Source organism: Chryseobacterium sp. PTM-20240506 (assembly GCF_048296755.1).
GTDB lineage: Bacteria > Bacteroidota > Bacteroidia > Flavobacteriales > Weeksellaceae > Chryseobacterium > Chryseobacterium proteolyticum.
Map to the genome: position 1 here is coordinate 3,196,111 of NZ_CP182581.1, position 19,559 is coordinate 3,215,669.

Here is a 19,559-nt window from a genome sequence, read left to right on the forward strand (position 1 = left end):
ATGATCAAAACTGTCATCATTGAAGATGAAAAACCAGCTTCAAGAAAATTAGAGCGGATGTTGAGTATATTTACTGATATACAGGTAATTGCAAAAATAGAATCGGTAGAAGAAGGTGTTTCTTGGTTTTCTGAAAATGAACATCCGCAACTGATCTTTTCAGACATTGTTTTAGGAGATGGATTGTCTTTTGATATTTTTGAAAAAGTTCCATCAAAAGGATTCATCATCTATACGACGGCTTTTGATCAATATACTCTCAAAGCCTTTAAACTGAACAGTATTGATTACTTATTAAAACCAATTCTGGAAGAAGACCTGGCAGGAGCTATAGATAAATTTAAATCTTTTCTTCCTTCCGGGAACCCGGTTAGTTCTGAAGAAATTAAACAGCTGATAAAAAAGGACAAATCCACCCTTTCCAGAATTTTGGTGAAAATAGGATATAACCTGAAAATTATTCAGACCAGCGAGGTAAGTTGTTTTTTCAGTGAAAATAAGATTGTTTACCTCCAGACACGGGAAAGAACATACCCTTCAGATTTTACACTCGATGAACTGGAAGAGACATTGGATGAGAAAAAATTCTTCCGTGTGAACAGGCAATTTATCGTTAACTCTGATTATATCAGAAATATTCATACTTCTCCAAATTATAAGGTTGATCTGGAATTCCAGCCGGGAGAGGAAATTACGGTAAGCAGGGATCGCGTGAAAGTTTTTAAAGAGTGGCTGGTAGGTTAAAATAAAAAGATTTTGATATTCAATTATCAATATTAACTATTTGTAATCTATTAGGTTAGAGTTAGTATCTTCAAGTTGTTTGATAATAAGAGCACATACTTCGCCACTAATTGGAAAGCTATTTGAGGCAGGTTGAAATTTCTTCTTTGAAGAATTTTAAATAGAGCAATAAGCTCTTATATTAAAAACTAATACATGTACTTATAAAATGCAATTCATGGAATTTTTATTCTGGATTCTTAAGTTCTTCGTTGATATTTTTTATCCTTAAAATACAACGTTGATTTTAAATAAAGGCAATGATTTATAATGAATTATATTAAATCAATTAAACAATTTTCTGAATACTCATTTCCTCAAACAAAAGATAAACCCGAAACAAAGTGCTCCGGGTTTATTATATATTATTTAGTCTTAATTTTTGGTGAGTATACTGAAAATTTTATATTATGCAATAACTCCGCTTCCTATCAATTCATCCTCCATATACCATGATGCAAACTGTCCTTCAGCAATTGCAGACTGAGGATTTTCAAATTCGATATAAAAAGCATCTTCAAACTGGTATAGCGTAGCCTTTTGAAGAGGCTGTCTATATCGGAACCTGGCCATTACTTCTATGGATTCACCATTGGAAAGTCTTAGGTCCTCTCTCACCCAATGAAGTTCCGGATTATTTATTTTTAAAGCTTTTTTATGCAGTCCGGGGAAGCTATGACCTTCTCCTACGAAAATAATGTTGTTTTCAATGTCTCTGGACACGATAAAACAGCTTTCTTTATGTCCGCCTATACCAAGCCCCTTACTCTGGCCAATCGTGAAAAATTGAGCGCCCTGGTGCTTTCCGATTACTTTTCCGTCAGATTTTTTATAACTGATCTTTTGTGATAAATATTGGAGTTCTTCTTCCTTCGAGGGAAATGAAGGCTTTTCTTTCGAAAATAAAGGAGAATCGCTGAAAATTTCTACAATTTCACCTTCTTTTGGCTTGAGTTGCTGCTGTAAAAACTGAGGAAGACTTACTTTACCTATAAAACATAGTCCCTGAGAGTCCTTTTTATCCGCTGTTACCAGCCCGATTTCTTTTGCGATTTCCCTAACTTCGGGTTTTGTAAGTTCACCAATAGGAAACAAAGCCTTTGACAATTGATCCTGACTCAGCTGACAAAGGAAATAGGATTGGTCCTTGTTGTTATCTTTACCTGCCAGTAAATGAAAAATTTCCTTTCCGTTTTCATCAAAAGTTGAGGTTACCCTGGCATAATGTCCTGTCGCAACTTTATCCGCGCCCAAAGACATTGCTGTTTTCATAAAAACATCAAATTTAACCTCTCTGTTGCATAGTACGTCAGGATTCGGGGTTCTCCCTTTTTCATATTCTGCAAACATGTAATCGACGATACGTTCCTTATAAAGATCACTCATATCAATAACCTGGAATGGTATTCCAAGCTTCTGAGCTACCATTAACGCGTCATTACTGTCCTCTATCCAGGGACATTCATCTTCTAATGTTACGGAAGCATCATTCCAGTTCCTCATAAACAAAGCCACTACTTCATGCCCTTGCTGTTGCAGCAAATAGGCTGTAACGCTAGAATCTACACCTCCGGAGAGGCCTACTACTATTTTCATTGTATTTCAATTTTACGAAACTCTTAACGGGAGTTCTTAGTTTGATCCGGCAAAAATACAACTAAAAAGATTCGCAAAAAAAACATAATTTTAAGCATTGATAAAAACGATGGTAATGTAGAATCCCGGAATTTTAAGGAATTATGGGTTCGCAGGAAAGCAATTGCATATTATCTTTATTAATAATTAAATATCAGAGTATGAAAAAAATAATTATTCCATTGATGCTGATGTGCTCAATATCAATATTTTCCCAGGTCACAGTGGGAGCTCCCTCAATGACTGAAAACAACAGATGGACTTTCGGAGGCGGGATCGGTTTAGGTTTTGGAAGCAACAGCGCATTTTCTCTTCAGGCAGCTCCGAGGGTAGGATACAGGTTAACCGATGATCTTGAAGCGGGAGTATTGGGAAGTGTTTCCTGGCAGACATCAGACTATTATAGATCAACGATGTTCGGGGTTGGTCCTTTTGTGAATTACTATTTCGCAAGATCCTTTTATGTAGGGGCGAATCTTCAACATTATTTTATAAATTATCATGATAAATTTTATGATTATAAAGATAACCGGGAAGAAACGGCACTATATCTGGGAGGAGGATATATGCAAAGGATAGGAGGGAATTCCTTTATGCAGCTGGGATTGATGTACAATGTTTTATGGAAAGAGAATTCAAGTGTTTTCTCAAGTGGATTGGTTCCGAACATTGGATTCGTTGTGGGCCTTTAATAATTACGGAAATTATTTAAAGATAAAAAAGCACGGAAAATATTTCCGTGCTTTTTATTTTAACAAAATTATTTATTTATTGAGAAGACTTTTCAGTCGTCTTTTTGGTCTTTTGAGCCTTGCCGGTTAATCCGTCTTTAGCTTCATTTACATCAAGAACAATTGTTTCTCCTTCATTTAATTGCTTGTTTACCAGCATTTCTGCCAATAAATCCTCAATGTATTTCTGGATTGCTCTTTTCAATGGTCTTGCACCAAAATCTTTATCCCATCCTTTTTCAGAAATAAAATCTTTAGCTGCTTCAGTTAAATCGACTTTATATCCTAATTTATCAAGTCTGGTGTAAAGCTTATTTAATTCAAGATCAATGATTTTCTTGATATCAGTCTGTTCAAGAGAGTTAAAGATCACAATGTCATCAATTCTGTTCAGGAATTCAGGAGCAAATGCTTTCTTAAGGGCATTTTCAATTGTGCTTCTTGCTCTGTTGTCTGTATTTGACTTCTTAGCAGAAGTTCCGAATCCTACACCATCTCCAAAGTCTTTAAGGTCTCTTGTTCCGATGTTTGAAGTAAGAATAATGATCGTGTTTCTGAAATCAATTTTTCTACCTAAACTATCTGTAACATGTCCTTCATCCAGAATCTGTAATAAGATATTGAATACATCAGGGTGAGCTTTTTCAATCTCATCAAGAAGAACTACCGCATAAGGTTTTCTTCTCACAGCTTCAGTAAGCTGACCTCCTTCCTCATATCCAACATATCCCGGAGGCGCACCTACCAATCTTGATACGGCGAATTTTTCCATATATTCACTCATATCAATTCGGATCAATGCTTCATCTGAATCGAAAAGTTCTCTTGCCATTACCTTGGCAAGCTCAGTCTTACCAACACCGGTTGTTCCTAAGAAGATAAATGTTCCGATCGGACGATTTGGATCTTTAAGACCCGCTCTGTTTCGTTGAATAGCTTTAACTACTTTTCTTACAGCATCTTCCTGTCCGATAACTTTTCCGTTCAGGTTGTTGTCCATCTGAGCTAATTTATCAAGCTCATTTTTACCAACTTTGGTTACAGGAACACCACTCATCATGGAAACTACCTCTGCAACGTTTTCTTCTGTAACCGTTTCTTTTTTCTCTTTTACATCCTTATCCCACTGATCTTGTGCGGCATTAAGCTCCATTTGAAGTCTTTCCTCCTCATCTTTAAGCTTTCTGGCTTCAAGATAATCCTGAGCTTTTACAGCTTTCTGCTTCATTTCTTTGATGTCTTCAATTTTCTTTTCGAATTCAATGATTTCGGTAGGAACTTTCATGTTTTTGATATAAACACGGGAACCTGCTTCGTCCATTGCATCAATCGCTTTATCCGGTAGGAAACGATCTGTAATATATCTTGATGTAAGATTCACACAAGCCAATATGGCTTCTGGTGTATAAATCACATTATGATGCTCTTCATACTTATCTTTGATCTGATTTAAAATCTGAATGGTTTCATCAATAGAGGTAGGCTCTACCATTACTTTCTGGAATCTTCTCTCTAATGCTCCGTCTTTTTCAATATATTGACGGTATTCATCCAAAGTAGTGGCTCCGATGCATTGAATTTCTCCTCTAGCAAGAGCCGGCTTAAACATATTGGAGGCATCCAGACTTCCTGTAGAACTTCCTGCACCTACAATAGTATGAAGCTCGTCAATGAATAGGATAACATCCCTGTTCTTTTCCAATTCCGTCATGATCGCCTTCATTCTTTCCTCGAACTGACCACGGTATTTCGTTCCTGCAACTAAACTTGCAAGATCCAGTGTGATCACTCTTTTACCAAAAAGAACTCTGGAAACCTTTTTTTGCTGGATTCTTAAAGCTAATCCTTCTGCAATAGCAGATTTACCCACTCCGGGCTCTCCGATAAGAAGCGGATTGTTTTTCTTTCTGCGGGAAAGAATCTGAGAAACCCTCTCGATTTCTTTCTCACGTCCGATTACAGGATCCAATTTCCCATCCCTTGCTAAAGATGTAAGGTCTCTACCAAAATTATCCAGCGTAGGAGTTTTGCTCTTTGCAGCGCCTAAATTTCCTGCCGGTTTTCTCATCTGCTCAAATTCTTCTCTTTCATCATCATCATCATAAGCACTCATCTGAGGTGATTGTCCGGAATTTTTAAGCATTGTCTGGTATTCTCTTGAAACGCCTTCATAGTCGATATCGTAAGCGCCTAATATATTTGAGGTGGGATCTTCATATTTATAAAGAATACCTAAAAGTAAATGAACGGTATTAATTTCATTACTTTTGTATTGTCGGCATTCTAACTCTGCACGTTTAACGGCATGATCTGCCATTTTCGTGAAAGAAATATTGGTTACCTCCTCAGAAATAGGATTAAGACTTGCTGTATTTAGAGTTTCAATTTTTCTTCTGATTTGTGTTAAATCGGCATTAAGGTTTTGAAGGATTTCTTTTGCAGAGTTTTCTGTTTTTATAATACCTAAAAGTAGATGTTCTGTATTAAGAAATTCACTTTTCAGCCTTTTAGCTTCATTTTTGCTCTGTTTGAACACTTGGCTCAAACCTTGTGAAAACTTATAATCCATAATATATCTCAATTAGAATAAAGATAGAATTATCTTTTATTCATTATTCTAAATTACAAATATTTTACCAAAAATCAATTAATGACTTTATGGCAGAAAAAAGTTTTATTATCTTATTGAAAATGACTAAGTTTGTGTCCCTTAAATTTTTCTTATGAACCCCGAAATTGCTGCTTATATTGGATATTCTGCTTCACTTTTTCTTGTGTTGAGCTTTATATTGAAAGATGTAAGAAAAATTAGAATCGTAAATATGATTGGCTGTATTTGTTTTGTCATTTATGGTATCTTTAACGGAATGCTCTGGCCGGTTATTATACCCAACGGATTGATCTGTATTATACAGATTTACCATTTAATGGCCGGAAAGAAAATTTAATGAAAAAAAAAATAATTACATCTGCTTTTAGTAATCTGTATACAGATCAGCGAATAGAAAAGGTCTGTCACACCTTGTATGAAAACGGATACTCCCTGGAACTGATCGGAAACGACTGGGGAGGGGCTGAGAAAATCACAAGACCTTATCCTTTCTCAAGAATTATGCTGGTTTCTAAAAGTTTAAAGACGGCTTATTTTGAATTTAACTGGAAATTGTACAAAGAACTGAAAAAGAAAGCAGATAAGAATACCATTCTTCATGCTAATGATATTGACGCTCTTCTTCCCAATTATCTTATCGCAAAAAAATTAAAAATCCCTTTAATTTTTGACAGTCATGAAATTTTTTCCGAAATGCCAGCCATTCAGGGCAAAATGTCACAAAAAATATGGCGTTACCTGGAAAAAAAAGTACTTCCGAACTTAAAATTCATGATAACAGCCAGCGGAAGTTATGCAAAATGGTTTAAAGAAAAATATCATGTAGAGGCTACAGTGGTACAAAATGCACCCAAAAAAATAAACTTTCCAATAGATATTCCCGATAATAAGCCTAAAGTATTTTTATACCAGGGTGCAATAAATCCTTTTAGGGGAATTGATAAAGCAATTCTGGCTATGCATCATATTGATGATGTTGTTTTCAAGATTGCAGGAGATGGTCCCAAAAAGAAGGAATATGAAGAGCTGGTAGCTCGTGAGAATCTACAGCATAAAGTTGAGTTTTTGGGCAAGCTGGTGCCTGAAGATCTAAGAAAAATTACTCTTACCGCAGATGTGGGGATGAGTATCGAGGAAAACGGCGGGGACAGCTACTTATACTCCCTTCCGAATAAAGTCTTGGACTGTATTCAGGCAAGGGTTCCATTAATTATGGCTGATCTCCCTGAAATGCGTAATATAAGAATGCAGTTTGATGTTGGTGAGATCATTAAGGACCATCAGCCGGAAAATATTGCAGATGCTGTTTTCAGAATTTTAAATAAGGGAAGAAAGGGTTATCAGGATGAATTGAAAAAAGCCTCGGAATTGCTTTGTTGGGAAAATGAAGAACTAAAACTTCTGGAAGTTTTTAGAAAGGCATCTCAATAAATTATCTTTACAAAAATGGTATCTTTGCATAAAGAATTGTTAAAAGATGACCATTAAAGAAAAACAGCAGGAAATAATAGACGAATTTGCATTTCTTGACGATTGGGAGCAGAAGTATGAATATATTATTGACCTTGGTAAAGAATTGAAAGGGCTTTCAGAAGACAAGAAAACAGATGCTAATCTTATTAAAGGATGCCAGAGTAAAGTATGGATTGATGCTGAATTTAAAGACGGCAAACTTTATTTTGATGCTGATTCTGATGGTATTTTACCAAAAGGAATTGTTTCTCTTCTGGTTAGTATTTACAGCGGGCATTCTACACAGGAAATTCTGGATTCGGATTTCCAGTTTATTTCAGAGATCGGACTTCAGGAGTTTCTTTCTCCTTCCAGAGCCAACGGACTAATGGCAATGACTAAACAGATTAAATTTTATGCAGTTGCCTATCAACTGAAGTCGTAGTTGTGACAAGAATTTTAGCATATCGTTTTTCCGCTTTTGGCGACGTTGCGATGACAGCGCCCGTTTTTCGTGAATTCCTTGAACAAAACCCTGATGTAGAAATCGTAATGGTTTCCAGAAAAAATTTTGAAAGCTTGTTTTCAGATATTCCCAACATTATTTTTAAAGGAATTAACCTGGATGATTATAAGGGTTTTTTTGGATTGAATAGATTGGCCAATGAGTTAATCAGAGAATTTCATCCGGATTTCATAGCTAATTTGCATGATGTAATCAGGACGAAGGTTCTGGATAAAATCTACAGGAGAAAGGGATACAAAGTATTCAAGATCAATAAAGGAAAAGAAGAAAAGGAAATTCTTACCGATGTCTGGAATCTGGATAAAGTACAACTGAAAAAAACCGTCGAGCGATATGCAGACGTATTCCGGGAAATGGGGTTTAAAGTGAACTTATCCAATAAATTAAGGCCATCAACACAGCAAAAGTCCGGGATCGGGTTTGCTCCTTTTGCACAGCATAAAGGAAAGATGCTTCCCTTGGATAAATCCTATGAACTCGTTAAAATTTTAGCCCAAAAAGATAAAATATATTTCTTCGGAGGCGGGAAAAATGAAACAGAAACCCTGGAAAGATGGGAAAGTGAAATTCCGAATACCCAAAGTCTTTCCGGGAAATTAAACCTTAAACAGGAGCTGGATACAATTGCAGAACTTAAACTGATGATCTCAATGGATTCTGCCAATATGCACCTTGCCAGCCTTGTGGGAACAAGATGCGTTTCTATCTGGGGATCTACACATCCTTATGCCGGTTTTTTAGGGTTTGGACAGAGTGAAGATGATGTGGTGCAAATTAAAGATTTAACATGCAGGCCTTGTTCAGTATTTGGAGATAAGGAATGTTTCAGAGGAGATTGGGCATGTCTGGAAGAGCTTAGTATTCAGAAAATCATTGAAAAAATCTAATGAAATGAAAATTACAATCTGCATTCCTGTCTATAATTTTGATGTCCGGGAATTAGTTTCTGATTTAGGAAAAGAAATTACAGCAAAGGCTTTTAATGCAGAAATCATATTAATCGATGATCGGTCTGAAGAACAATTTAAACAGATTAATAAAGTCCTAGAAGATAAGGTAGAAAAATTGATCTATCTGGATAAAAACATTGGGAGATCAAAAATCCGCAATCTGTTTCTTTCCTATTCAAAGGGAGATTATTTACTTTTTCTTGATTGTGACGGTAAAATAACAAGTGACCGTTTTCTAGAAAATTACATAGAATTTATAAAGGAGAATCCGGATACAAAGGTGATCTACGGAGGGCGAGTTGTCTCAGAATCACCGGTTGATCAAAACCATTATTTAAGATGGAAATTTGCCGTAGAGCGTGAGAATTTACCGGTTTCGCTTCGTGTGGAAAATCCTTACTTGAGCTTCCAAACAAATAATTTTATCATTGATCGGAATATCCTCAAGAAAGTTCCGTTTAATCCCGAATTTCAAAGCTATGGGTACGAAGATCTGTTATTTGCAATGGACTTAAAATCCAGTCATATAAAAATTAACCATCTACAGAATCCTGTATTCAACAATGATGTAGAAGATAATCAACTCTACCTTGAAAAAGTAAAAGAATCGGTAGGTAGTTTATCTCAAATGCTTCAAAACAAACAACTCAGTGCAAAACTTTCCGAAATTAAACTGGTAAAAGCGTACAGGGCTATAAAAAGGCTTGGTTTAAAAAGCTTATTTACCATTTTCTTTAGGGTTAGCAGGCCAAGGATAGAGCGTAAGCTTTTAAAGCGAAATATCAACCTTAAATACCTTGATTTTTATAAGCTGGGATTACTACTGAATGTAGCGGATATCTGAAAGATTTTCTTTATCAGAATCATTTCAGGTAAAAATGAAGCATTGACAAAATGCCAATGCTACGATTGAAAATTAATTATCTTATTACTTCAAGAGGAGCGCCTTTTTTTGGACGATGAAGTACCAATTCATAGATTTCTGTACTTTTGTCTTTAAGTTTTACCTGCAAAGGTGATTCATCTTTATTTTTTTCATCAGTCCTGATTAAAGCAACCATTCTTCCATTGCCATAAAAAACCATTTTATAATTGTCTATCGGTAAAACTTCAACGATATTCTGAATCGTTTCCGATGTTTCTGCCTGGTCCTTTTTGCTCTCAGCAGAAGAAAGATATAAAGCCTTGTCAATTTCGGCATCTCGGACTTTTGTTTTTGTGAGAAAACTACCAATATCTTTTTTCTGCAGAATTTCCCTGAAATGATTATAAGTCTCTAAGACCTCTTTCAGAAGAGCATCTTTATCTTCATTCAACAGAACAGCGGAGTGGGACCATCCTGATACCTGATAGGGAACATCAGAAGTAAAATCCCAGGATTGAGTAATCTCTTTTGAGGGCTTATTGGTTTCTGCATTAAACTTACAATCTACTATTACCTCATAGTCAGGGGAATCAAATGAAGCATACTTTAAAATTCTGAATTTATAATATTTAAGCTCGTTTTCATCCAGTTCTTTATCCGACTTCAAAATAACTTTAACGGTTTGTTTTCCCGGACCTAAAATTTCACGATTAATAGGCAAGGTCAACGATGTTCCGCCGTTTTTGTAATAATAGGCAACCAGGATATCATTAATGTAAACCTGAAAATCGCCAGCTGCATCAAGGCTTAATGCATATAAAGGTTGAGAAGCCATATTTTGTGTTGTTTTTTTTTCGTAATTACTTTTGTTTGATGGAGATGTATGAGACGCTGTATCTTTTTTTTGACAGCTTATCATGTTGAACAGCAATAAGCCAAATAATATCTTTTTGTTCATTGTGTTAATATTTATGTTCTTCTCCGGCTCCAAATGTCATGCTGACTGGATTTCCGGAGTAGCTTGGGATCAGTTTAAAAGGATCAAGTGTTTCCGGAGCTTTATTTTTGGAGTTCCTCTTCATGGAAAATTTGTAATAAACAGTAACCATAAGTCCTGAGAACTTGGTTGTAAAGTCAAATTTATTATCCCAATCGAAATTAGGGCTTGCTGTAATTTTGAATGAACAGTCTGCTCTTACCCCGGCCTGAAGCTCTACCTCAGGAAACTTATTAATCTGCTTGGCGCTCATAGTAAGGCCCAGTTCAAGTTCAAGTTTTCCTCCGAGTGTTCCGGAAAGGGTTAAATCGGTATCAAATTTATTGCCTTCTTTTGCATCATTCCATTTTACATAGGCTTCCTCGATTGCCAGATTTGCATAAAATATCAAATCAATACGATAGGTAATGCTTAAGGCATTCATTGATATTTTTTCAATGAGCCAGGTCGTTAGGTCCAGGAAAGTAATAAACTTTCCATAAACAGGAATTTTATCAGCTAAGGCCAATAAATCAATTTTAAGCTCTCCACCAATGAGGGGAGAACATTTTACCTTTCCGGCAAGTTCAAGGCCAACAAAATCCCCTGTTTTTGCAAATTTCCAGCTAATCCCTGCTGATGGGGCAGGAGGGAGGAGTGAAAGGCTCATCATGCTCCTTCTTCCTGCCAGTGAAGGAGGAAGGGATTCTGCTCCCTTTCTGGCCTCTTTTGCTCCTGCAATATCATCTACCGTATCATAAACCGATTTTAAAATGCCCAGCATTTTACGGTACTTTTCGGCAAATTTCCAACTGAGTTCATGGGAGACACCACCATTATATGAGACCTTGGCGGAAAGTCCAAAATTCCCTTTCATATCTCCCATGTAACGGTTAGCAGAAGTGGCAATTTTTTTTTGTCCGTCTTTGATATTCTTGTTTTCGTTTCTCTCTTCTCTTCTTAAGTCGGCCAGGGCAACAACATCCCCTTTTGTTTTAAGATCTCCTACTGAGATGGTGTCTCTTGTTGCTTTACTTTCAGTACCATAGATATTATAGGTTGGCTCAGAATTACCGTACCAAACAGGGTCGGAGGTATTGTAAAGGAAGTTTAGTGACCATTCTACATCCGGGAATATCCTGATTTTAACAAGTTGATTAGGATACCGACAAGTAGAAACAGGAACAAAATACGTTTGTATTTTTTCTTTTGATAGCCAGAAGTAATTGACCAGCCAGGATTCTGCCACAGGAATATCATTGAATTCTTTATCTCCGATAGCTGTAGTTTTGTTGTAAATGTAGGAAAGGTTCAGTTGGAGTTTATTTTCTCCAATAAAGCTGTAATCCTCATTCTCTTTCCATCCCTGTACGTCTGCTACATTTCCTGACGGGGCTTTCGTTTCATCAGCGTAAGCATCAGTATCATTTGCTTGTGTGGGATCATTTTTTACGGATAGTACTTTATTTGTATAATGGGGAACCAGAACAGTATCTAATAAAAAAACATGTTGCGGGATATTATGTTTTTGGTCTTTAGGAAGTAAAACTCCTGTACACAAAACATTTTTATTCTGAAGATTATCCAGGGTTATGCTTATTTTTTTCTTTGTTTTATCTCCTGTTACAAGGTCAAAAGTATTTCGTGTATTGTCTATCCTGTCTTTAGCATCTTCATCAAATATAACATAGGGAGATCGTTTTTTATCATCCTCATCGGCTATCGTTATTTTGCTGTATCCGCAGGGATCATATTCTTTTTTAAGATATTCAATGTCTCCTATATATTGAATCTGATTATTTTTTTGTTTTTCAAATTCACCGAAAAGGGCACTCATATCATTATAAGGAACCAGTAAGTCGGGAGAAGTGTTAAAGATCCATTTTCCTTTTTCCATTCTTCCCCAGTTTGAAGTGTCTTTTTCAGAATCATATTCACCTTCCTGGGTAAGAAAACCTTTGGGTAGAAGAACCGGTCCTGTAAATCCTACATAACCTTTTAACTTTAGAAAAAACTTTTCATCCTTCTTTTCTTTATTGTGATTTTTTTGCCATTCGGTATTCAACTGAAACTTTAAAGATTTTACCGTGTTGTAAACGAATGGTCCCGGATTGGTAATTTCAATTCTTTGCTGTTTGGAAACGACCTTACCTTTGTTAATGAGCTCAACATCAAAAATGAACTTTGAAAGGCTATTGTTCCAGTCGGGAAGCATATGCGTATAAACTTCTACATCTACTGTTTGCCCATACAACGCTTTTTTTTCGTTATTTGTCAAAGGAATGTACCCTCCTTTAGGAAATTTAAAATGACAGTATAAGACCTGTGGTTTATCAATAACAACCACTCTCATGGCTTCTGTACCATCTGTTTCAGGGAAATTACTATAAGGTATTAACAGATAAATGACTCCAATACTTTTTGCACTTGTTTGAATGTCACCGGTAGTGAATACTTTGTTGTTTCCTTCAAATATTTTGTAATCCTTGTTTTCTTCGTTTTGGGCTTTTATTGTTGTAAAAAAGTCATTCGGCCCAAGGTTTGGGTAAAGTTGTTTAAATGATGTCCAGATATGCTCTCTTATAAGGAACCACTTCACTTCCTTCATTGTAGATTCCGGATTTCGGGTTCCTTTTCCCAGGCAGGTTTTATCCAGATAAGCGGTAAATGAGTTTCTGGCAGGGCTTAGTTCCACAATGGATCCGGAACCATACTTCCTGACGTTTTCTTTGGGCTCCTTGATCAGAGCTTTTTTAATCCCAGCTGTACCCATACTTAAAATCCAAATTTATAAAACTCCTGCGTATCATGCTGTGATATATTGATAACAGGATTTACATGTGACTGAAGCTCTTCATCTGCCTTTTTTATATTGCTTTTGGAAGGTTCTCCAATTTGTCCGGTTTTAATGATGCTGATGCAGTCTTTACCACCGATAGGACATGTTGCTTTGCTGTCTTCCAGTAAAACATAGCCATCAGGTGGAGAGTATTTTTCTTTTTCATAATAACCACTCCATTCAGTAACAACAGCTACACAGGGTGTATTGAGCTTTTTTTTGCATGAACCAAAGCTGTTTTTTTCAAAAGTAGATCCTATATCTTTATGTGTTGCAGCCAGTTTAGAGCTGCCATTAAGGTCATTGATGAAGAATTTTTGCTGCGTAAGTACCTTTAATGTATCGGGAGTAGTACCAAACTGACATTGGCACAAGGCTCCCTGTACTACTTTCTCTTTTAAAGACATATTAATGTAATTTGTGTGGTTTGTAAAATTAGTGTTTTTTATACAAATGGATTTTTACCAGTCATTTTCATATATGTTTTTGTAAAACCCCCATTTGTTAGGTTCTGAAACTACAAGTCCGCCCGTAATAAAAGGGCTATCCTTACTTAGTTTCTTGTCAGAATACTCTCCGTTATGGAGCTGAAACTGATTGTAGCTGATTCTTTTAATTAATTTTTTTTCCCCCGAATAATCCCTGGTGAAAACTTCAAAATATGCCCGGGTATGCATTGGGAAATGATGGTATACATCCAAATCAAAGGTGACCTTAAGAGACATCCAATGTGCATCTTGATTAAAAGCATTTGCAGGAATAAAATATAAGTCCGCAGGTATTTCTTCACTTTTGAATTCAATAATAAAAGAATGATAATCTGTCGGAATCTTTTGAATGGTCTGAATTCCGGGGAATCTTAAGGGATTCTGATAAGGAATTACAGCCAGAAATAATGCTGTTGATGTTTTTCTTGTGTCTCCATAATCAATGAATTTAGGATGGAAAAAGAGATTCCAGAACCAGTCATAATGCAGCCCGTTCTCTATTTCTTTCTTATTTTCCATTTTATGGTCAACAGCGGATAAGAATTTCTCCAATGGCTGTCCCGAATACTTTTCAGATAATTTTAACTTCTCGCGGGACCATCGGGTTTTAATTTCATCAAAATTTGTAATTTCATTAGTGCCCGTTCCTTTTTCATTGATTTGGGTCTGGACAGGATATAGGGATTTCGAAATGGATTCGGCTAATAGCTCGCTAATGTTATCGGCTTGATGCTGATTAAAGTAGATGTTTTTTTTATCAATTGTTAGAAAACCTTTCCCGTATTCGAGGTTTAATTCAGTAGTAATTTCATAATCAACCCTTTTATCCGGCGTTTCTTCATCATTTGAAAAATACTTTATTGAAACTCCATACTTTCTTGAGGGGAGCCCTAAAGGGTTTATTCTCAAAGTATTTAATCGTCTTAATATTTCTTTTTTTGATAATATAACATCCATAGCAAAAACATTTTAACCTATCAGACATGTGTTGTGTTGATCAAATTTAATGAATTGAATTGAAAAGACTTGAAAATTTAAGGAATTAAGGTAAGATCAAAAAAGAAAGATCTCCCAATTTCTTGAGAGATCTTCTGTGGGTCCTGAGGGATTCGAACCCCCGACCCTCTGGGTGTAAACCAGATGCTCTGAACCAACTGAGCTAAGAACCCGAATTTTTTTGAAAGGTTTCGTTTCCTTTTCTGTGGGTCCTGAGGGATTCGAACCCCCGACCCTCTGGGTGTAAACCAGATGCTCTGAACCAACTGAGCTAAGAACCCTCTATACTTGTTTTCTCGTTTAGAGTGGTGCAAATATACGACTTATCTGGAAATCTCCAAATTTTTTTCTAAAAATTCTCCTACTACAAAGTTGCTTCCGCCAATAAAAATCATTTCGTCATTTGTACATTCTTGTTTTGCAGATAAATACGCTTCCTGTACAGAATCAAAAATTTTATAAATTATTTTTGCATTTATAAGCAAATCTTCATAATCTTTCGGATGACGTCCTCTGTGAATCGATGGTTTTGCAAAATAGAATGTAGAATTTTCAGGTAATAAACTCATCACTTCATCTATTTTTTTATCATTAACAAAACCTAAAATCACATGCTTTTTACAGCCAATGGAATTAAGCTGCGAGAAGACCTGTTCCAGACCAGCTTGGTTGTGCGCTGTATCACAAATAGTAAGCGGGGTTTTTGAAAATTCAAACCACCTGCCGATAAATCCGGTATTCTCATGAACATGTAATAATCCGTCTGTAATGTTTTTCTCAGAAATTTCAACATTCAGTTTTAACAACTCATCAGTTAACGCTAAAACCACCCTGATATTTTTCTGTTGATAGTTTCCCTTCAGATCCGAAGCGAAACCCGATGACAATGTGGTTGCATCGACAAATGTTGCATTATTTTGATCCGCTTTAGTACGGATGATATTTTTTACAACTTCATTTTCATCCCCGGATATAATAGGGATTCCGTTTTTGATAATACCTGCTTTTTCCCGGGCTATTTCTTCTATAGTATTTCCCAGGATATTCTGATGATCCAGCTGTACATTAGTAATAGCAGATACTAAAGGCCTTATAATATTGGTTGAGTCCAGTCTTCCTCCCAAACCTACCTCGATAATTGCAAAATCTACCTGCTGTTGATAAAAATATTCGAAAGCCATTATAGTGGTAAATTCAAAAAACGAAGGCAAAATATCGTTGGGTAATGTTTTTAATTTTGTGATGAAATCAAAAACGAATTCTTTGTTACAGTTTTTCCCGTTTACTTTGATACGCTCTGTGAAATCAATAAGGTGTGGAGAATTGTATATTCCAACTTTGTAGCCGGCTTCCTGAAGAATAGAAGCAAGCATATTGCTGGTTGAACCTTTACCATTGGTGCCTCCGATGTGAATACATTTTATTTTTTCCTGTGGATTGTCAAAAAATGCACATAGCTTGGTTATATTGTCAAGTCCAGGCTTATAAGCCTTCTCTCCGTCAATCTGATAGTTGGGTGCCTGCACGAAAAGCCAATCAACGGCTTCCTGATATTCTTTGGTTGTCATGATGCAAAATTCTCAAAAGTTTTATTAAAATGAAACAATAATTTTTAAATGTGTAACTTTTTTATATTTGGTACGTCTAATATGGTAAAATCTTAATATGAAAAAAGTTTGGACTATCGTTTTCGGATTAACTTTCCTGGGTATGAATGCTCAGAAAAAATGGTCCTTAAGAGAATGTGTGGATTATGCTGTGAAGCATAACCTTCAGGTTATCCAAAATGAATACTCTAAACAAGTCCAGGATTCTAATCTTAAAATTGCTAAAAAAGGATATTTACCTTCTTTATCAGCAAGTATAGGAAATACAGTCAGTTTTGGACAGACGTCATTCGGAACAGGAAGTCTTAGAAATGACAGATTCAGTAATAATGCCAGTCTGGGAGCTGATATCCTGGTTTATAATAATGGAAGACTAGAAAAAACTGTCAGAAAAACACAGTTTGATGTAGAAGCAAGTCAATATGATATCGAAACCATAAAGAATGATATTTCATTGCAGATCGCACAGCAATATTTAACAACATTACTTAAAAAAGAAATTATTAAAATTTCACAAAGTGCTGTTGACAATGCTCAAAAACAATATGACAGGGCAAAAATCACTACCCAGGTAGGAACCACTGCTGAAACAGTGCTTGCAGAAGCTCAATCTGCATTGGCAAGAGAAAAACAAAACCTCAAAACAGCTGAAATTGACACCGGAAGAAGTCTATTTGCACTTGCTCAACTTTTACAATTGCAGGATTACAAAGATTTTGATGTTGAAGATGTAGTTGTCTCAGATGATCTGGCCCCACAATTAAAATCTGTGGATGAGGTTTTGAACACAGCATACGAAAATCAACCGCAAATAAAAGCAGCGGAAAGCAGAATAAGATCTGCGGAAGCTCAAACTGAAGTATCTAAAACAGCATACTGGCCTACGGTAACAGCAAGTGCAGGGATCGGAAGTTTTTACAATAACCTGCTTAATACCAATAATACAGGAAATGAATTGATTTATATCGCGGAACGAAACTTATTTCAGCAATATAAAGATAATTTCGGGCAACAGGCAGGCTTATCTATCAGCGTTCCTATTTTCAACAAGGGAATTACAAAACTTCAGGTAGAGCAGTCAAGAATTAATGAAAGTGCGGCTAAGAATACTTTAGAACAACAAAAACAGACGGTAAGACAAAATGTACAGAAAGCCCAGTTCGACGTAGAAGCTAATTATGAAGCTTATGTTGCTGCTGTAGAAGCTGCAAAAAGCACAAAATTGTCATTGGATTTTGCAGATAAAAGTTATGCTGCAGGGCGGACTACTATTTTTGACCTAAACGTGGCAAGAAATAATTACGCTAATGCAGCGGGTTCGGTGGCGCAGGCTAAGTATAATTATCTTTTTAGTCTTAAATTGTTGAATTTCTATGCAGGAATTCCACTAAGTTTGTAAAATGTCTATCCAGTCACTAGAAAAATATTTACCACAGAACACGCTTCAGTATTTAAAAATCTGGTTCTCAGATTACTATATTCATATAAAGATTACAAGAAACAGGAATTCAAAACTGGGAGATTACAGAAAGCTCCCGGATAATTCCCATGAAATTACAATCAATTCTACATTAGCGCCTCAACTGTTTTTCTTTGTTCTGACTCATGAGCTGGCCCATCTCATTGCTTTTGAAAAATATGGCAGAAGAATTTCTCCACATGGTAATGAGTGGAAAGATACTTTCAGACGAATGCTTCTTGAAAGTGTTGAGGTATATGAAGATGCTCTTCAGCCAATTATTGTAAAATTTTCAAGATCTCCAAAGGCTAACTTTATGGCCAGTCCGGATCTGGTCAAGTATTTCCATATTGAAAAACAAGATGATAAGCTTCAGTTTATAGAAGAGTTGCAGAAAGGAGATTACTTCATCTATAGAAACGAAAAGTATTTTTTAGAAGGTCTGATTAAAAAAAACTATCTTTGTAAGAACCTGGCTACTGGAAGGAAGTATTCTTTCAAACCTCTGGCAAGGGTAGAAAAATGTAGTTAAGCATGTCAAAATCAGATAAATACTGTGTTATCATGGCAGGTGGAATTGGTAGTAGATTCTGGCCTATGAGTACGCAGAAGTTTCCAAAACAATTTCAGGATATTTTAGGTGTTGGACGTACCATGATTCAACAGACGTATGACAGGATCAGTAAGGTTATTCCTGATGAGAATATATTTGTTATTACCAATAAGGAATATGTGAATCTTTCCCATCAGCAGCTCCCTGAAATTCCGGAAAAAAATATTGTTGGAGAACCTCTGATGAAGAATACTGCTGCCTGTAATTTGTATATGGCCAATAAAATAGCTGAAATTAACCCTGATGCTACAATAATAGTTCTACCGGCAGATCACTTGATATTGAAGGAAAATGTTTTCCTGGAGAAGGTTGAGTTGGCCTTTGATCTGGCTTCTAAAAATGATTATCTGGTGACATTGGGGATTACACCAACCAGACCGGATACTGGATATGGTTACATTCAGTTTGTAGACAAAAAGGGAGCAGACTATTTTAAAGTTAAAACATTTACTGAAAAGCCAATACTTGAGATAGCCCAAAGTTTCCTAGAGAGTGGGGATTTCCTTTGGAATGCCGGAATTTTCATCTGGAATGTGAAAAGTATCCATCGTGCTTTTGAAACTTACCTTCCGGAAATGACCCAGCATTTTATGGCATGTGAATATAATGGTGAAGCAGAGGACAATTGTATAGAACTTATTTATCCTAAGGTACAGAAAATATCCATTGACAACGGGATTATGGAAAAGGCAAAAAATGTTTATGTAATACCTTCCGATCTGGGTTGGAGTGACTTAGGAACATGGACCTCGGTTTATGAAAATGCTGAAAAAGATGAGAACGAAAATACAGTAAAACTAAAATATCTTTTGGCATATAATTCCAAAGGAAATATCGTTCGTGTAAAAAGTAACAATAAGGCGGTAGTTATAGATGGATTAGAAAACTACATCATTGTAGATACGGATAAGGCTTTGCTTATTTGTCCCAGAGATAACGATCAGCTTATAAAAGATTATGTTCTGGATCTGAAAAACTTTAAAAAAGGGGAAAAATTTATGTAGTAATTCTCCATTATTAATCTCGGA

17 protein-coding genes and 2 tRNA genes are annotated in these 19,559 nt (G+C 36.0%); 10 read left to right on the forward strand and 9 right to left on the reverse strand.

The features are described 5' to 3' along the window. Nucleotides 1-744, forward strand: coding sequence for a LytR/AlgR family response regulator transcription factor (locus ACNFU2_RS14170; RefSeq protein WP_306613223.1), 744 nt, complete (start codon nucleotides 1-3; stop codon nucleotides 742-744). 447 nt (nucleotides 745-1,191) lie between these two features. Here ACNFU2_RS14170 and mnmA read toward each other — a convergent pair whose 3' ends face one another. Next, nucleotides 1,192-2,379 carry a tRNA 2-thiouridine(34) synthase MnmA gene (gene mnmA, locus ACNFU2_RS14175; protein ID WP_273650276.1) on the reverse strand — a complete coding sequence of 396 codons (1,188 nt, stop codon included), beginning with the start codon at nucleotides 2,377-2,379 and terminating at the stop codon, nucleotides 1,192-1,194. A gap of 200 nt (nucleotides 2,380-2,579) precedes the next feature. Between mnmA and ACNFU2_RS14180 the strand changes: the two genes are divergently transcribed. Beyond that, nucleotides 2,580-3,110 (forward strand): hypothetical protein, encoded by a 531-nt coding sequence (locus ACNFU2_RS14180; protein ID WP_172281767.1) that lies wholly within the window; start codon nucleotides 2,580-2,582, stop codon nucleotides 3,108-3,110. Nucleotides 3,111-3,186: 76 nt separating this feature from the next. Here the strand turns inward: ACNFU2_RS14180 and ACNFU2_RS14185 are convergent, their stop codons facing one another. Then, a complete protein-coding gene (locus ACNFU2_RS14185; RefSeq protein ID WP_172281773.1) occupies nucleotides 3,187-5,718 on the reverse strand; it encodes an ATP-dependent Clp protease ATP-binding subunit in 2,532 nt (843 codons plus the stop codon). Between the two features lie 154 nt (nucleotides 5,719-5,872). Here ACNFU2_RS14185 and ACNFU2_RS14190 point away from each other — a divergent pair, with 154 nt between their 5' ends. From ACNFU2_RS14190 to ACNFU2_RS14210, 5 genes are read left to right on the forward strand one after another with little or no spacing between them, the layout of a single operon-like run. Further along, nucleotides 5,873-6,097 (forward strand): uroporphyrinogen decarboxylase, encoded by a 225-nt coding sequence (locus tag ACNFU2_RS14190; RefSeq protein ID WP_418122106.1) that lies wholly within the window; start codon nucleotides 5,873-5,875, stop codon nucleotides 6,095-6,097. Then, nucleotides 6,097-7,191, forward strand: a complete 1,095-nt coding sequence (locus ACNFU2_RS14195) for a glycosyltransferase (RefSeq protein WP_273650278.1) — start codon at nucleotides 6,097-6,099, stop codon at nucleotides 7,189-7,191. Before ACNFU2_RS14190 ends, ACNFU2_RS14195 begins: the two co-directional genes overlap by 1 nt. A gap of 46 nt (nucleotides 7,192-7,237) precedes the next feature. After that, on the forward strand, nucleotides 7,238-7,657 hold the full coding sequence (locus ACNFU2_RS14200) for a SufE family protein (RefSeq protein ID WP_273650279.1): 420 nt from the start codon (nucleotides 7,238-7,240) through the stop codon (nucleotides 7,655-7,657). Between the two features lie 2 nt (nucleotides 7,658-7,659). Further along, complete coding sequence (locus tag ACNFU2_RS14205) at nucleotides 7,660-8,625, forward strand: glycosyltransferase family 9 protein (protein WP_273650280.1); 966 nt, start codon at nucleotides 7,660-7,662, stop codon at nucleotides 8,623-8,625. Between the two features lie 4 nt (nucleotides 8,626-8,629). Beyond that, the gene (locus ACNFU2_RS14210) at nucleotides 8,630-9,532 is read left to right on the forward strand and encodes a glycosyltransferase family 2 protein (protein WP_273650281.1); all 903 of its coding nucleotides are present in this window, start codon (nucleotides 8,630-8,632) and stop codon (nucleotides 9,530-9,532) included. A gap of 76 nt (nucleotides 9,533-9,608) precedes the next feature. On the opposite strand, the gene ACNFU2_RS14215 is transcribed toward ACNFU2_RS14210, so the two are convergent. The 7 genes from ACNFU2_RS14215 to ACNFU2_RS14245 form a co-directional block, all read right to left on the reverse strand. Then, nucleotides 9,609-10,511, reverse strand: a complete 903-nt coding sequence (locus ACNFU2_RS14215; RefSeq protein ID WP_418122110.1) for a hypothetical protein — start codon at nucleotides 10,509-10,511, stop codon at nucleotides 9,609-9,611. A gap of 4 nt (nucleotides 10,512-10,515) precedes the next feature. Then, on the reverse strand, nucleotides 10,516-13,302 hold the full coding sequence (locus tag ACNFU2_RS14220) for a hypothetical protein (RefSeq protein WP_273650283.1): 2,787 nt from the start codon (nucleotides 13,300-13,302) through the stop codon (nucleotides 10,516-10,518). 2 nt (nucleotides 13,303-13,304) lie between these two features. Then, the gene (locus ACNFU2_RS14225) at nucleotides 13,305-13,775 is read right to left on the reverse strand and encodes a DUF4280 domain-containing protein (RefSeq protein WP_273650284.1); all 471 of its coding nucleotides are present in this window, start codon (nucleotides 13,773-13,775) and stop codon (nucleotides 13,305-13,307) included. 54 nt (nucleotides 13,776-13,829) lie between these two features. Then, on the reverse strand, nucleotides 13,830-14,813 hold the full coding sequence (locus tag ACNFU2_RS14230; protein WP_273650285.1) for a hypothetical protein: 984 nt from the start codon (nucleotides 14,811-14,813) through the stop codon (nucleotides 13,830-13,832). 137 nt (nucleotides 14,814-14,950) lie between these two features. Then, nucleotides 14,951-15,025 (reverse strand) — tRNA-Val (locus ACNFU2_RS14235). A 33-nt stretch (nucleotides 15,026-15,058) separates the two neighbouring features. After that, a tRNA-Val gene (locus ACNFU2_RS14240) sits at nucleotides 15,059-15,133 on the reverse strand. A 42-nt stretch (nucleotides 15,134-15,175) separates the two neighbouring features. Next, the gene (locus ACNFU2_RS14245) at nucleotides 15,176-16,420 is read right to left on the reverse strand and encodes a bifunctional folylpolyglutamate synthase/dihydrofolate synthase (protein WP_306613232.1); all 1,245 of its coding nucleotides are present in this window, start codon (nucleotides 16,418-16,420) and stop codon (nucleotides 15,176-15,178) included. Between the two features lie 97 nt (nucleotides 16,421-16,517). Here ACNFU2_RS14245 and ACNFU2_RS14250 point away from each other — a divergent pair, with 97 nt between their 5' ends. From ACNFU2_RS14250 to ACNFU2_RS14260, 3 genes are read left to right on the forward strand one after another with little or no spacing between them, the layout of a single operon-like run. Further along, nucleotides 16,518-17,858: a TolC family protein gene (locus tag ACNFU2_RS14250; RefSeq protein WP_273650287.1), complete on the forward strand. Its 1,341-nt coding sequence runs from the start codon at nucleotides 16,518-16,520 to the stop codon at nucleotides 17,856-17,858. A gap of 1 nt (nucleotide 17,859) precedes the next feature. After that, nucleotides 17,860-18,450, forward strand: a complete 591-nt coding sequence (locus tag ACNFU2_RS14255) for a SprT-like domain-containing protein (protein WP_273650288.1) — start codon at nucleotides 17,860-17,862, stop codon at nucleotides 18,448-18,450. A gap of 2 nt (nucleotides 18,451-18,452) precedes the next feature. Next, nucleotides 18,453-19,535: a mannose-1-phosphate guanylyltransferase gene (locus ACNFU2_RS14260; protein ID WP_273650289.1), complete on the forward strand. Its 1,083-nt coding sequence runs from the start codon at nucleotides 18,453-18,455 to the stop codon at nucleotides 19,533-19,535. The last annotated feature ends 24 nt before the right edge of the window (nucleotides 19,536-19,559 follow it).

What these genes read in the sequence shown, in the direction of transcription:
- ACNFU2_RS14170 (WP_306613223.1), top strand. Translation starts at nt 1, where the DNA reads ATGATCAAAACTGTCATCATTGAAGATGAAAAACCAGCTTCAAGAAAA.
- mnmA (WP_273650276.1), bottom strand. Translation starts at nt 2,379, where the DNA reads ATGAAAATAGTAGTAGGCCTCTCCGGAGGTGTAGATTCTAGCGTTACA.
- ACNFU2_RS14180 (WP_172281767.1), top strand. Translation starts at nt 2,580, where the DNA reads ATGAAAAAAATAATTATTCCATTGATGCTGATGTGCTCAATATCAATA.
- ACNFU2_RS14185 (WP_172281773.1), bottom strand. Translation starts at nt 5,718, where the DNA reads ATGGATTATAAGTTTTCACAAGGTTTGAGCCAAGTGTTCAAACAGAGC.
- ACNFU2_RS14190 (WP_418122106.1), top strand. Translation starts at nt 5,873, where the DNA reads ATGAACCCCGAAATTGCTGCTTATATTGGATATTCTGCTTCACTTTTT.
- ACNFU2_RS14195 (WP_273650278.1), top strand. Translation starts at nt 6,097, where the DNA reads ATGAAAAAAAAAATAATTACATCTGCTTTTAGTAATCTGTATACAGAT.
- ACNFU2_RS14200 (WP_273650279.1), top strand. Translation starts at nt 7,238, where the DNA reads ATGACCATTAAAGAAAAACAGCAGGAAATAATAGACGAATTTGCATTT.
- ACNFU2_RS14210 (WP_273650281.1), top strand. Translation starts at nt 8,630, where the DNA reads ATGAAAATTACAATCTGCATTCCTGTCTATAATTTTGATGTCCGGGAA.
- ACNFU2_RS14215 (WP_418122110.1), bottom strand. Translation starts at nt 10,511, where the DNA reads ATGAACAAAAAGATATTATTTGGCTTATTGCTGTTCAACATGATAAGC.
- ACNFU2_RS14220 (WP_273650283.1), bottom strand. Translation starts at nt 13,302, where the DNA reads ATGGGTACAGCTGGGATTAAAAAAGCTCTGATCAAGGAGCCCAAAGAA.
- ACNFU2_RS14225 (WP_273650284.1), bottom strand. Translation starts at nt 13,775, where the DNA reads ATGTCTTTAAAAGAGAAAGTAGTACAGGGAGCCTTGTGCCAATGTCAG.
- ACNFU2_RS14230 (WP_273650285.1), bottom strand. Translation starts at nt 14,813, where the DNA reads ATGGATGTTATATTATCAAAAAAAGAAATATTAAGACGATTAAATACT.
- ACNFU2_RS14245 (WP_306613232.1), bottom strand. Translation starts at nt 16,420, where the DNA reads ATGACAACCAAAGAATATCAGGAAGCCGTTGATTGGCTTTTCGTGCAG.
- ACNFU2_RS14250 (WP_273650287.1), top strand. Translation starts at nt 16,518, where the DNA reads ATGAAAAAAGTTTGGACTATCGTTTTCGGATTAACTTTCCTGGGTATG.
- ACNFU2_RS14255 (WP_273650288.1), top strand. Translation starts at nt 17,860, where the DNA reads ATGTCTATCCAGTCACTAGAAAAATATTTACCACAGAACACGCTTCAG.
- ACNFU2_RS14260 (WP_273650289.1), top strand. Translation starts at nt 18,453, where the DNA reads ATGTCAAAATCAGATAAATACTGTGTTATCATGGCAGGTGGAATTGGT.